The organism is Paenibacillus sp. MMS20-IR301, assembly GCF_032302195.1.
In the GTDB taxonomy this organism is placed as follows: domain Bacteria; phylum Bacillota; class Bacilli; order Paenibacillales; family Paenibacillaceae; genus Paenibacillus_AQ.
Map to the genome: position 1 here is coordinate 259,391 of NZ_CP135275.1, position 13,549 is coordinate 272,939.

12 protein-coding genes are annotated in these 13,549 nt (G+C 50.4%); 10 read left to right on the plus strand and 2 right to left on the minus strand.

The features are described 5' to 3' along the window. The first annotated feature begins 33 nt into the window (after positions 1–33). The 6 genes from LOS79_RS01145 (at position 34) to LOS79_RS01170 (ending at position 7,732) form a co-directional block, all read left to right on the plus strand. Positions 34–1,200: a hypothetical protein gene (locus LOS79_RS01145; RefSeq protein WP_315415662.1), complete on the plus strand. Its 1,167-nt coding sequence runs from the start codon at positions 34–36 to the stop codon at positions 1,198–1,200. A 138-nt stretch (positions 1,201–1,338) separates the two neighbouring features. Continuing rightward, on the plus strand, positions 1,339–2,892 hold the full coding sequence (locus LOS79_RS01150; protein WP_315415664.1) for a spore germination protein: 1,554 nt from the start codon (positions 1,339–1,341) through the stop codon (positions 2,890–2,892). Beyond that, entirely contained in the window at positions 2,889–4,049 is a 1,161-nt protein-coding gene (locus LOS79_RS01155; protein ID WP_315415665.1) for a Ger(x)C family spore germination protein, read from the plus strand. Before LOS79_RS01150 ends, LOS79_RS01155 begins: the two co-directional genes overlap by 4 nt. A gap of 31 nt (positions 4,050–4,080) precedes the next feature. Further along, the gene (locus LOS79_RS01160; RefSeq protein ID WP_315415667.1) at positions 4,081–4,251 is read left to right on the plus strand and encodes a hypothetical protein; all 171 of its coding nucleotides are present in this window, start codon (positions 4,081–4,083) and stop codon (positions 4,249–4,251) included. 18 nt (positions 4,252–4,269) lie between these two features. Beyond that, positions 4,270–5,391 (plus strand): GerAB/ArcD/ProY family transporter, encoded by a 1,122-nt coding sequence (locus tag LOS79_RS01165; protein ID WP_315415669.1) that lies wholly within the window; start codon positions 4,270–4,272, stop codon positions 5,389–5,391. A 124-nt stretch (positions 5,392–5,515) separates the two neighbouring features. After that, positions 5,516–7,732, plus strand: coding sequence for a helix-turn-helix domain-containing protein (locus tag LOS79_RS01170; protein ID WP_315415670.1), 2,217 nt, complete (start codon positions 5,516–5,518; stop codon positions 7,730–7,732). A 4-nt stretch (positions 7,733–7,736) separates the two neighbouring features. Here the strand turns inward: LOS79_RS01170 and LOS79_RS01175 are convergent, their stop codons facing one another. Beyond that, on the minus strand, positions 7,737–8,504 hold the full coding sequence (locus LOS79_RS01175) for an ABC transporter ATP-binding protein (protein WP_315415671.1): 768 nt from the start codon (positions 8,502–8,504) through the stop codon (positions 7,737–7,739). Continuing rightward, positions 8,504–9,544 carry a FecCD family ABC transporter permease gene (locus LOS79_RS01180; RefSeq protein WP_315421915.1) on the minus strand — a complete coding sequence of 347 codons (1,041 nt, stop codon included), beginning with the start codon at positions 9,542–9,544 and terminating at the stop codon, positions 8,504–8,506. The genes LOS79_RS01175 and LOS79_RS01180 overlap by 1 nt, the downstream gene beginning before the upstream one ends. Before the next feature lie 219 nt (positions 9,545–9,763). Here LOS79_RS01180 and LOS79_RS01185 point away from each other — a divergent pair, with 219 nt between their 5' ends. The 4 genes from LOS79_RS01185 to LOS79_RS01200 all read left to right on the plus strand — a co-directional run bounded on the left by LOS79_RS01185 (position 9,764) and on the right by LOS79_RS01200 (position 13,543). Continuing rightward, a complete protein-coding gene (locus LOS79_RS01185; protein ID WP_315415672.1) occupies positions 9,764–10,837 on the plus strand; it encodes an ABC transporter substrate-binding protein in 1,074 nt (357 codons plus the stop codon). A 553-nt stretch (positions 10,838–11,390) separates the two neighbouring features. Then, positions 11,391–11,579, plus strand: coding sequence for a hypothetical protein (locus tag LOS79_RS01190; protein ID WP_315415673.1), 189 nt, complete (start codon positions 11,391–11,393; stop codon positions 11,577–11,579). A gap of 105 nt (positions 11,580–11,684) precedes the next feature. Further along, entirely contained in the window at positions 11,685–12,650 is a 966-nt protein-coding gene (locus LOS79_RS01195) for an ABC transporter permease (RefSeq protein WP_315415675.1), read from the plus strand. 20 nt (positions 12,651–12,670) lie between these two features. Continuing rightward, on the plus strand, positions 12,671–13,543 hold the full coding sequence (locus tag LOS79_RS01200) for a carbohydrate ABC transporter permease (RefSeq protein ID WP_315415676.1): 873 nt from the start codon (positions 12,671–12,673) through the stop codon (positions 13,541–13,543). Positions 13,544–13,549: the final 6 nt, after the last annotated feature.

Here is a 13,549-nt window from a genome sequence, read left to right on the forward strand (position 1 = left end):
TGCTTATGAAGGCTGTGAAAGGGAGGATACTCGATGATACGTAAAATAAGCATGATACTGGCTGTAGCGCTGCTGCTGCCCGCACTATTCATTCCACCGGCGGCTAATGCCGGACCGGTACAAGACAAGGCTGCTCCGGTCCAAGTGGCAGCGGCAACGCAGAGTCCGGCGACGAACGGGCTGGTGGCACTGACAGGCGCGATTAACGGGAATCTGCCGATTCATATGTCACTTAAGATTGACGGCAGCGGGAAGCTGACCGGAAGCTATTATTATGATAAGTACAAAACGGCGATCAAGCTCGCAGGCGATGTCAGCGGCAAACAGGTTAATATGTACGAATATGATGCCAAAGGCAAAAAAACCGGCTATTTCGAGGGCTGGTGGATCTCCGGCACCGGCTTCAACGGGGTATGGAGCAATCCCGACGGTACGCGCCAGCTGCCGGTGGAGGTGCTGACTGCCAAGGCTGCTGCTGCAGTTAAGGTTCCTGCGGCTGCAGAGTGGAGCGGGGAGTGGTATATGCCGAGCGGTTCACCCTTCTACGGGGCATATGCTGAATTCAGCAACGTCAAGAGTGACAAGCTGACCTTCACGGTGGATGCGTTCAATGGAGCCCATTCCGGCAGCCTGGGCGAGGAATCGGCCGTGGTCCGCAAACGGATGGCTGTATATAAGGAAGAGGACGGTTCAGTCGTCTTTTTCTATCTGCTAAGCGGCAAGCTGTACGTAACCAGCCCGGCACCGGTATACTCTGCCGGAGCTAATGTGACCTACACCGGAGAGTATACGAAGGGCTCGCCCAAGGATGTTATTTACACACTGAAGGACACAGGAGTCTTCAAGACAGCTGCGGAGGATAAAGCCTTCCGTAAAGTTACTGGAGATGATTATGATTTGTTCCTGTACAGCATGCAGCTGCTGAATGAGCCGGAGGATCTGGATAATCTGGGGGCAATGGTAGTTTCGGGCGGTGTACGGGGGTTATTCACCATTACCGAAGCGATCATCATGCATGATGCGAAGGGCCGCTATTGGGCAGCCGTGCTCGACTCGGATGACGAGAACGAACAGGAAGGTATCGCTCCGACCCTTGTCCGGTTCTATACCAATGTGCCGGGTACAACCAAGCTGCCGAAGACCATCGTGAGCTGGATGGAGGGCTTTTCCGACTATGAGGTTGTCTTCATGACTCCTTAGGCTTCTAGAAGCCTCTCCTGCGAAGAACGGCTGGATATGCGTCATTAGACGTGTGCCCAGCCGTTCTTTTCGTATAGTTGACTGGGAAATGGCGGATAATATGGGTGCTGAATTTTCTGAAGAGGGAGCCGGTGTTCAATGTTCTCATTTTTTCGCAGAAGCAAAGGGAGCAGCGGCAGGGTTCCACAAAGTCCAGAGGGCAACGCACCGGAGCTTGGAACCGGGCTTGACCAGCGGCTGGCCTGGTTCCAGGGCAGGCTGGACAATTGTGTGGATGCGGTATTCCGTTCGTTCCATGGGGCCGGGGGACAGAGGTACGGCCTGGTGTTTATCGGCGGGATGGTGGATCCTGAACTCATACAGGAGAATCTGATTGAACCGATCAGCCGGGAAGAAGACAGAGAGCTGCTCGGCGAAGCTCCGGCAGTGGATTTCAGCCGGCTGTTGATCAGTGCCTGCCAATTAAGCGTGGATCCGGAAGTGGCCTTGCGGTATGTGCTTGAAGGAGCGGTACTGCTGATTATAGACGGGGATGCCCGGATGATCTGTTATCCGTTCGCGAAGTTTGAGAAGCGGGCGGTCAGCGAGGCGCAGAACGAGGTGGTGATCCGGGGATCGCGCGAAGCCTTCGTGGAGGAAATCCGCACGAATGTAACCATGCTGCGGCGGCGGATCAAAAGCCCGGAGCTGAAGATTCAAAGCACCCGTATCGGGAAGCACACGAAGACCGAGGTGCTTGTCATTTATATGGAGGGCATCTGCAGGCCGGAGCTTGTGGAAGAAGTAAACCACCGGCTCGCGGATATAAAAATCGACGGAGTACTGGAAAGCAGCTATCTGGAAGAGTTTATTGAAGACCATCCTTACTCTCCTTTTCCGCAGATTCAGAATACGGAACGTCCGGACACGGCTGCTGCCGCACTGCTCGAAGGCAGGGTGATTATATTTACCGACGGGACGCCGATTGCCTTAATCGCTCCGGTCACTTTCCCGGTATTCTTTCAATCTCCCGAAGATTATTACCAGCGCTCCTATGCCTCTACATGGATTCGCTGGATCAGGGGATTATTCATGTTCATCTCCTTGCTGGCACCGTCGTTCTACATTGCCTTAACTACCTACCACCCGGAGATGATTCCGGCCAGCCTGCTGTTCAGTATTGCGGCTGCCCGTGAGCCGGTTCCGTTCCCTGCACTGTTTGAAGCGCTTATTATGGAGATCACATTCGAAGGCTTGCGGGAGGCCAGTATCCGCATTCCCTCCGCCATCGGTCAGGCAGTATCTATTCTGGGGACGCTTGTTATCGGAGAGGCGGCAGTGCGTGCGGGAATTGTCTCATCACCTATGGTCATCATTGTTTCACTGACAGGGATTTCTTCGTTCATTGTGCCCAGCTACAGCCTGGGATTAACGCTGCGCCTGATCCGTTTCCCGATCATGATTCTCGCCGGCAGCTTCGGACTTCTGGGGCTGTCCATCGGAATCTATCTGGTTCTTCTGCATTTGGTGGTGCTTACTTCCTTTGGCGTGCCTTACATGGCTCCGATTGCCCCGTTCAAATGGAAGGATATCAAGGACACCTTGATTCGCGTACCCTGGAGGTTGATGAAAACCCGCCCGTCTGTGTATGGGGTTGAGCCTACACGCCGTTTGAGAAATTTACTGCATCAAGAAGGGGATGAGCGGGATTGAGCTCCAAATCCGTCAGAAAAAGAGGAATTCTCTTGGTCCTGCTGCTGACTGTACAAGCTCAGGTCCTCACTGGCTGCTGGTCAAGAATCGAGATTAATGACCGTCTGCTGGTTGTTGCCCTGTTTATAGACCAGACGGAGAACGACAGGATCCAAATGACGCTGGGGTACGCCAAGCCGAATCAAATCTCCTCCCAATCCGGGGGGGAATCGCCCAGCCAGGCGGCTCCGTACTCTACCATAAGCGGAGAAGGGAAGAATTTATCCGATGCCTACCGCAATATCCAGACCAATATCTCGCGGGAAATTTTCTGGGGACAGGTGAAGATCATTGTGGTGGGGGAACGGTATGCCCGGCATGGTGTGGAGCGGGTATTTGATTTTGTAAACCGTAAATCGAGTATTCCGTTAAAAACCTACATGCTTGTTGCGGAAGGCAAAGCCAGGGATGTTGCTGACTTTCCCACGCAAATTGAAAAATTCCCAAGCGAAATTTTCCGGGAGCTGGTCACGCGCAAGAAAATTATCACGGGCAGTGTGAAGCATTTTCTGATTGCCCAGGAGTATGGCAAAGGGATGATTCTGGCCTTTGTCGGAAGCAATCCGGATAAGAAGCTGGGGAATCAGATTAAGGTTCTGGGCGCTGCCTTGTTTCAGGACAACGTGCTGAAGGAAACAATGGATATCTATAAGACCAGAGGTGCCATGTGGCTCCGGGGAAATATCAAGGATGCGATTATCACCTTCAATTCGCCTACAGACGGGGAGCTGATCAGCTGCCTCGTTATCGAAGCAAAGTCGAAGATCATCCCGCATATTAAAGACGATGAAATTATTTTCACGCAAAAGCTGGATATCGAAAGTGTGATAGACTCTTCCAATTCCGCTATAGATTATACTGACCCGGAAATGATGAAGCGGCTTGAGATGCTGCTCAGTGAGGAGATTGCTGAACGCATTCAGCTGGCATTCTCTACCACGCGGACAGCAGGGGCGGATGCTTTTCAATTCGGCTCTTACATAGCCTGGTATTACCCTAAGGAATGGCAGAGGATGAACGGGGACTGGAGCAGCATCTATAAGGAACGGGTGAAGCTTATCGTCGAGACCAAGTCGGTTATACGTCTGCTTGGAGCAGAAAAAAATAGCAAGGGATGATGTTGTGTTTGCAGCGTGCATAATCTTTCTGTTGATCGGCTTGCTGGAGGGGATCTATCTTATGCGGCATGGGCGGAAAATGCGTACTTATGTCATTGTCTATGCTGTACTGTGTGTTTCCCTCGTATACAATTTAATGGCGATCGGGCTTGAGCAGGCAATCAATCCGAACCGGCTGATTCAAGCCGTCTTGCGGAGATGAGCGGAGGAGTGGCTTAAGGTGAATCGTATATCTGCATCGCAATTAGTTATGATGATCACTATTTTTTTATATTCCGAGACGGCGGCTTTTTTGATGGCTCCGATTTCCAAGACGGCATCCTACAGCGCAGTGATTTCCATGTGTCTTGGCGGAGCCTGCGGCTTCGTGATTATTCTGTTTAGCGCGTCTCTGGCACGGAATAATCCGGGTGAATATTTTGCTGTTTTCGGGCGCGAAATTGTCGGCAAATGGGTGCATATTCCAGTGATGCTGCTCCTAGCCGCTTATCTGATTCACCGTGCGGCTATGGGCTTGCGCAATATTGAGGATTTCCTGATGGTGAATCATTTGCCGACTACACCGGAGACTGTAATTGCCATTCTGCTCGGCCTTGCCGTTGCCCTTACCGTGCGTGCCGGGATTGAAGCGGTTGCCAGAATCTCCGAGGTGATCTTTTTTGTGAATCTGATCATCATCGTTGGACTTACTCCACTGCTGCTCGGGATCGAGCTTCAACTGCCGATGGTTCACGCCTTTGTTACGAACTTTGATATTGTGCGTACAGCCGCAGGAACCTATCAGGCGACTCCGTGGTTTGGTGATGCGTTTGTGATTCTGTTTATCTACCCGCATTTTAAAGAACATATCAAAACAGGACGGATGGTGTTCTGGGGAGTGTGCTTCGCCCTTACGCTGATTTTGTCCTATCTGATTCCCAGCCTGCTTGCCTTTGGGCCTGAGCTTGCCGGTAACATGTCATATCCGGTAATGGAATATGTAAGAACGCTAAGAATCGCCGATTTCATTGAAACTTTAGACCCGTTCCTGACTATTCTATACATTCCTGCGGTGATTATAAAAATCAGCGTCCTTCTCTATGCAGCCGTAATCAGTCTAACCAGATTGTTTGCGCTGCATGATCATAAGCCGCTGTCTTTTGCCATTACTGCCATCGCCGTAGGGTATTCCATTCATTTTGCCGATAATGTGTCGGAGCTGCTGTATTTCATGACGGTGTTCTGGCCTACCTATGCGCTGAGTATGCAACTGATTCCTGCAGTATACTGGCTGATAGCGAAGCTGCGGGGTAAAGGGAAGGCATTTTCCAAGGAGAAGGAGCCTCAATCGCAAATAAAATGAATAAATCGAAAGATATTATAATAGTAAGAAAGCAAAATAATCAGGTATCATTATTAGTACAGCAAGCCATGCCTGCTTAATGAGTGATTGTGAAAGCGTTATCCACAGAGAAAAGAGGGGCAGCATGAACAAATACGGTTATAAAAAAACCATATTCAATCACCTGGTTTTATCCTATACTATTCTTTCTGTCGTGCTGATCAGTGCAATGGGCGGCTATTGGTATACCCAGGCCAACCGGATGATGGATCAGGAAATTGCCAAGGACAGCATTACCAGGCTAAACGCCGTTCAGACCTTCATTGAACAAACGCTGCTCAAAAAATATGAGGATAATTTGCAGAATAAGGCTCTATCCATCAATTTTATTCAAAGCAATGCTAACCTGAGCCAGCTGCTGTATGGCGGCTGGAAAGGAAAACTGAGCCGGGTGGCTTCCTTTAATAATGACTTGGGATTTTTCAAAATTGAAAATGCGGGTGTCACCAATGTAGCGGTATATTTCCCAGGTAATGATTATGTGATCGATGCGGATAAATTCTATATGAACACTGCCAACTCACCGGAGGCGGAGTATTACTGGGCAATCCCGCAATCACCCCTGAAAAAATGGGCGGTCCGGACTAACGCAGACGGTGAACAGGTCCTCAGCTACGTGATTAAGCTTCCTTATCAATTGCCAAGCGTGAAGGCAGCGGGGTATTTCATAGTTGATGTAGGCGTGCACTATTTGCAGACGATTGTGGCTCCGATGCTCAGCTCGCCGCAGGATAAGCTGCTGGTATTAGACGGCGCCAATCATGTGCTGTTTGCAGCGGGCGGGGAGAACAGCAGGATCGATGAGCTTTTGCAGGAGGCACTTGGATCAGGGTCCATGCAGGAGAAGAGGATTAAGGAAGGCGGGGTGCCGGGAGTTCTGTCCCAGCTTCCGTCTGTTCATTCGGCTCATGGGTGGACCTATGCCACATACCGTCCGACAAGCACCGTTGAACTCTTTACTTATCATTTGAAAACGGGGCTGTTCACAGCCTCGGCCGTCATCATTCTGTTTGGGCTGATGATCTCTTTCTTATTCTCCAAACAGCTCTATGTTCCTATTAAACAGCTGATGGCCAGAATCGGCAGCTACCAGCCGGCTCATTCTCCGCATTCCCGGGGGAATGAGTATAAGATTATCGGAGATACCTTATCCCTTATGAAGGATAAGATCGTGGATCTGGAGTCGCAGGCCAGGAAGAATGAGATCATCAATCTGCTGCTCGGGGTTGGCCAGAATGAGGAGCAGCCGGACCTTGTACTGCCCGATACTGCGTACTGCGCAGCCTATCTTCAGCTTACCGAAGGAGAATCGGAGGGACTGAAAGCCAGATATGAGCTCTGCAGCACGCTTCCGGGAGAATTCTTCACTATCAACGCCAGAGAAGCGGTCATTCTGTACTATTTGGAAGAAAGTCAGGATTGCGGTCTGTCCGTTCTGGTAAGCGATCTGCAGAGTTTGCAGCGGAATTCCGGTGAGGGGCTTATATTTCAGGCAGCCATTGGCCGGCCGGTACAAACGGCTGAAGAGATCCCGGGTTCCTACCAGACCGCGCAGCAGGCCGGCCGGTATCATTTCATCTACGGCAAACATACGGTAATTACTTATGATAAGATCCACTCCCTGAGTGCGGAGCCGATCCTCTTCAACTTCGAGCATTACCGCAATGCCTTGAAGGCCGGCGACCTTAAAGGGGTAAATGAGTTCCTGGATGGCTTTGTTTCCGCATTGCATAAGGAGGAGGTACAGATTGATGCCGCTGAGCTGGCTGTGTTTCAGCTGATCGCCCAGCTGTACCAGTGTGTAATTGAGCTGAAATTGCCGCAGCTGCTTCCGTATTCCAATCTGTTTGACGAACTGAAGAAGGATACGCTTCACGGGACGATGTCCAGCATCCGGACGCTGTGTGCAGACATTGCCGAGCGGATGAATGTTGAAGGCAATCATGCCCATGCGGAGGTGATCCGTACAATTAAGGCTTATATATCGGACCATCTGCATGAAGACTTATCCTTGCAGATTCTGTCCCGGGAGGTCTTACTGGCACCGGCTTATATCTCCAGCCTGTTCAGTGAGGCCACAAAAAGCCCGTTCACTGAATATGTAACGAAGCTAAGGCTGGAGAAGGCGGCCGAGCTGCTGATTGCTGATTCCCGGCTGTCCATTGCAGCCATCGCTGAGCAGGTAGGCTACCGCAATCCGCAATACTTCCATAGTAAGTTCAAAGCACGGTACGGGGTTACCCCTGTGCAATACCGGAAATCGCATAAGGAGCATGGGGACTGGCTCGCATTGGAGAACTGAGCGGTTACCTCGTCTCCAGATAAGCAATGCCAAGCGCTCCGGTGACCGGGTTGCGGTAAGTCTCACAGACAACATCAAAGACTTGACCGATCAGTTCCTTGGTCAGAATATCCTCCGGTTTGCCGCTGGCGGCCACCTGTCCCTGCTTCATAACATACAGATAATCGCAGTATTCGGCGGCCAGGGTAAGGTCATGGAGCGCGGCGAGGATACCGATATCCAGTTTTCTCACAATGTTAAGAATCTGCAGCTGGTATTTGATATCCAGATGGTTGGTCGGTTCATCAAGAATCATGAATTCCGGCTGCTGGGCCAGGACGCGGGCGAGGATCACACGCTGCTTCTCTCCTCCGGAGAGTGAGTTATAGCTCCGGTCGGCGTGACTCTCCAGATTGACCTTACGCAGTGCACCTGCGACGATCTCTGTGTCCGCTCGGTTGTCATTGTCGAGCAGTTTTTTGTGCGGGGTCCGGCCCATTGCGACCATTTCGCGGACAGTGAAGTCGAAGCTCAGTTCGTTGAACTGGCCGACCACACCCAGCTTTTGGGCAACCAGCCTAGGGCTTGACTTCACCACGTCCAGATCTGAGAGGAAGACATCGCCCTGCCGGGGCTTAATCACCTTATAGATGCTCTTTAGCAGCGTCGATTTGCCGCAGCCGTTCGGACCGATCAGGCCGACAAATTGCTTGTTCCGGACCTTGAGCGATACATCTTTTACAATATTCACATTAGACAAAGAGACGGCCAGATGATCAACAGTTAAGTTCATTAGGATTTCCCTCCAAACGCGTAGCCTTTTTTGACCAGCATGTACATGAACATCGGCGCGCCGATTAAGGCGGTGATGATTCCGATCGGAAGCTCTACATTCGGAACAATGGTCCGGGCAATGACATCCGTCCAGATCAGGAATATGGCGCCGAACAGTACCGCTGCTGGCAGGAGCCTGCGGTGGTCAGAGCCGGCCAGCCCCCGTACCAGATGGGGAATAATCAGGCCTACGAAACCGATCATACCGCAGCTTGCCACCATGATGCCGGTAATCAGTGCGGTGATGATCATGTAGGTTTTACGATAGAGGCCTAAGGACACACCGAGTGTAACTGCAGCTTCGTCGCCAAGCAGCATAGCGTTCAGAATGCGGAACTGCATCAGGAAAAATACAGTGGCAAGCATAACGGCGAATGCGATCAGCGGCAGCTTATCCCAGCTCGAAGCAGCGAGGCTGCCCATTGTCCAGAAGGTAACCGTCTTAATACCCTCGGCGTTGTTGGCAAAGTAGACAATGAAGTTAGCAAAGGCGGTGCATAAAGCGTTAATGACCATACCGGCCAGCACCAGCTTGACGGAGGTCATTTTGCCGCCGGCGTTGGCCAGAAGCAGGACAAGCAGCGAAGCGCCGACGGCACCGGCAAATGCCCAGAAGGCTACGCCTGTCTGCCCGAGCAGCCCCATTGAGCCAAAGCCGACGAGAATGGCGAACGTTGCACCGAGCGAGCCGCCTGAAGAGATACCTAGTATGTATGGGTCAGCTAACGGGTTCTGTACCGCAGCCTGCATAATCGTCCCACAGAGGGTAAGGCCTGCGCCGATGAACATTGCCATAAGCACCCGAGGGAAACGGATCTTCCAGATAATATCTACGAAAGAACCGGAGGTCAGATCCTGAATATCACCTATTTGAATACCTGTAATCTGATGGAGGAGAATCCGGTAAGACTGTGACACAGGGATATCTACTTGTCCGAACGAGACGGCAGCGCCTGCCGAGAGAATCATAATAATCAATAAGATGAGGGTAACGGCCATAAAGCCGTACCGGCTGTGAATTATCGATTGCTTAGGCTCTGATTGTGCAGCTGCCTCAGTTTGTATGGCATTCATAAAGACTCCTTTAAGATAATTAGTTTTAATTTAGAATATAGCCCACATTGAGAATCGTTGTCAATGAGAATTATTATCATTGACAGAAGGCTATGCATTCTATATTCTACGATTGTGAATGTATATACAGAAAAGGGGCTAGAGATGATGAGAATATTCAAAAGATATGCACCGCTGCTGGCAGTCCTGCTGCTAACGGCAATACTCTCCGCTTGTTCGTCGAACACACAGAATAAGAATGCGGCTGCGGCCACAGAGGCCCCTGCAAACAGCGCTGAATCCGTTGCGGAAGCAACTGCTGTGCCAAGCACGAAGACCATATACCCGCTCACCATTGAGAATTACACGAACAGCGGGGAAGGCACTGAATGGAAGGCCAAAGCGCAGATTTTTGACAAGGCGCCTGAAAAAGTCGTAGCCAATACCCAGGGAGCAGCTGAGCTGCTGATTAAACTGGGCTTGACGGATAAAATGGCAGGGGTTGCCGCGCTGTATGGTGCAGGTGATCCGGATGTCCAGGGAGAGTTCAAGAACATTCCTGTAATCTCCGAGAACTATGCCAGCAAAGAGCTGGTGGTCGGGGCAAGCCCGGATCTGGTGCTGGGACGCGCCGACCTGTTTGCCGATGCTGACTGGGGCGTTGGAACCGTTGAGGGCTTGAACGGGCTGGGGATCAGAACATACCTGCAGAATACCAGCGTTAAGGGAGCTACTCTGGACAGTCTGTACAAGGATATTGAGCAGCTCGGCCAAATCTTTGATGTGCAGGAGAATGCTGCAGCTTATATCAGTGAACTGAAGCAGCGTGCGCAGACGCTTCAAGAGGGTTCTGCAGCCAGCAAAGCGAAGACATTTGCTTATGTATCTGACGGAGGAAACGGGGCAATTGCCATTTATAGCGGCAACATTGATACTTTTGCCGGCGATGTGCTTGGTTTGCTGGGTCTCACTAACAGCTTCGGCGATGTTACAGGCGATATCAGCAAAGAACAGCTGCTGGCAACCAACCCGGATGTCCTGCTGCTCTCTGTGTACACCGGAGGCGTTGCTCCTGAAGAGACACTGAAGGCATTCTATGCCGATTCTTCCCTGCAAAGCCTGAATGCGGTCAAGAATAAGGCGATCTATCAGATCGACTTCAACCAGTTCTGGGGCTACAGCTATTCTATCTTTAACGGAGCGGAGAAGCTTCTAGCGGATATCCTGGCTAACCAGTAAGCTGCGGGAGTAATGAATTATATTAAGCGGATGGGTTTGTTGCCTTTGTAACAAATCCATCTGCTTTTCTTTTTGAATGACCTAAATTATGATAGACAACATGTTTTGACAAATCCCATTCTAAGGAGGGATTCCTTTGGGCTTATGAAGACCGGCACCCGTTTGCCGGAGGTCCACATCACTATGCCCTCTATTTCAAAGACTCTGACCGGATTAAAGTCGAATTGGTAGCTCCATAGTTAGAAACTAAATTGTATCAGTCGGACCTTGAGGGAGATGGTTTCCTTCAAGGTCTTTTCTTCGACTTCCAGGAGCGGGGAACTTGCGGCAGCAGAACAATAGATGGATATTCTACACTTAATAAAGACCGAATGAGGCAATATCAAACAGTAAGTGTAAAAAGAGCACTTAATATTATGGGAACAGACCCGGGGGAGAGAAATGTGCGGAATTAAGATACGTTTATCCACCTAAGGGCCCCGGGGAGACATAAACAGCAAAATTAAGATGCATTTTTCCACTTATCTCCTTAGAGATGAGGCAGACGCCAGCATTGGGAGCAGCAGCTGCTAATGATCAGAGACATACTGCAAAAAAAGAAAATAACGGCTCTGCTAACGCATGGCAACCCGCAAATTCGCCGGAGGGCGGATTTTTTCGTGTTAATCCGGCCAAAGCAAATAACCCCTTAAAGAATTGCACTTATACAGAGCAGAAATCGAAAGAAAGTATAACAATTTGAATGATCTTGAACTGGAAAAAGCGCTTCCACGAACCTAAACTTACATTTGTGAACGGCAGACTGTACACAACCTGATTTTGTTTATTTTGGAAAGGAGCAATGGTAATGACCTCGCTTGTCACTCCGGAGGGGAAAGCCCGGACCGGAAGGAGCACATCAAAGATCGCAGCAGTATGGAAAGAATACAAAAAATGCAGGTATCTCTTTCTGCTGCTTACACCGGTGCTAATCTGGTATGCCGTATTCGCCTATTCCCCTTTGTATGGGATACAGCTGGCCTTTAAGGATTTTCGGATCATGGACGGAATCTGGGGCAGCCCGTGGGCCGGACTCAAGCATTTCAAATTTCTGTTTCTGCAATCACCTGATTTCTTCAAGATTCTGGGGAATACGCTTGTTATCAGTATCTATCATATTGTGTTCGGCTTTCCCGCCCCCATTATCCTAGCGCTCATGATCAATGAGATCCGGTCGTCCAAATTTAAAAAAGTGGCTCAGTCCCTCACCTATCTGCCCCATTTCTTCTCCTGGGTCATTCTGGGCGGGATTCTGATCACCCTGCTCTCTCCGTCGACCGGTGTGGTGAACTATCTGATTACCCTGGTCGGACTCGAGCCGATCTATTTTCTGGGTGATCCTAATTATTTCCGGTTTACGCTGGTAACCTCGGCGATCTGGAAGGAAGTAGGCTGGGGAACCATTATCTATCTGGCCGCGCTGACGGGCATTTCCCCTGATCTGTATGAGGCTGCTGTTATGGACGGGGCGAACCGGTGGAAGCAGACGCTCAGGATCACTCTGCCGTCTATACTCCCGGTTATTGTGCTGATGCTGATTTTGCGGATGGGCGGAATTCTGGATGCCGGCTTTGACCAGATTCTGAACCTGTACTCGCCTGCGACCTATGAAGTGGCTGATATTCTGGATACCTATGTCTACCGGGTCGGCTTGCAGAATTTTCAATTCAGTCTGACTACTGCGGTGGGATTATTCAAGAATGTGATAGCCTTCATGCTGGTGCTGTTCACCAACTATATCTCGAAGAAGCTGGGGCAGGACGGATTATTCTAAATTGAAAGGAGCACCAAGCAGTGAGACTAGGCAAAGGGAATATGTTATTTCAAATTTTTCTGATTACGTTCATGGTGATCCTCTGTGTGATCATGTTATATCCATTTGTTCATATGCTGTCGATTTCGTTCAGTACCCCTGCGGAGTCGTTAAGACTGGGCATCCATCTGTATCCTAAGCAGGTCTCCTTATATGCCTGGGAGCGGGTCCTCGGGAAAAATGATATCTGGATCGGATTCGGCAATACCCTCTTCAGAACCGTCGTCGGTACCGTATGTTCCGTTCTGTTTATGTCGATGGGCGCCTACCCGCTGTCAAGAAGGTATTTGCCTCACCGCAATATCTTTACGCTGCTGATTGTATTTACGATGTTCTTCGGCGGCGGCCTGATTCCAACTTATTTCCTCATCAAGAACCTCGGGCTGCTGGATACCCGGGCGGTATACATATTGCCGGGGCTGGTCAGCACCTTTTCCATGCTAATCCTGCGCAATTTCTTTCAGGCGATCCCGGATGAGCTGGAGGATTCAGCCAAAATTGACGGGGCCAACGACCTGCGGATTCTGTTTCAGATTGTATTGCCTTTGTCCCTGCCGGTTCTGGCTACACTCTCTCTATGGTCGGCGGTCGGGCACTGGAATGCCTGGTTTGATGCTGTGCTCTATATCCAGGACCCTAACAAGCAAGTGCTGACCACCTTTTTACGGAGGGTCGTCATTACGGGAGAGGATCTGTCCATGTATGCCTCCGGCACAACCAATACCGCACTCGGCTATCAGGAGCCCATCAAGGCAGCTACGCTGATGTTTACAGCTCTGCCGATTATCATTGTCTATCCGTTCCTGCAAAAATATTTCGTTAAAGGTACGATGGTAGGCTCGCTCAAAGGTTAACAGGAT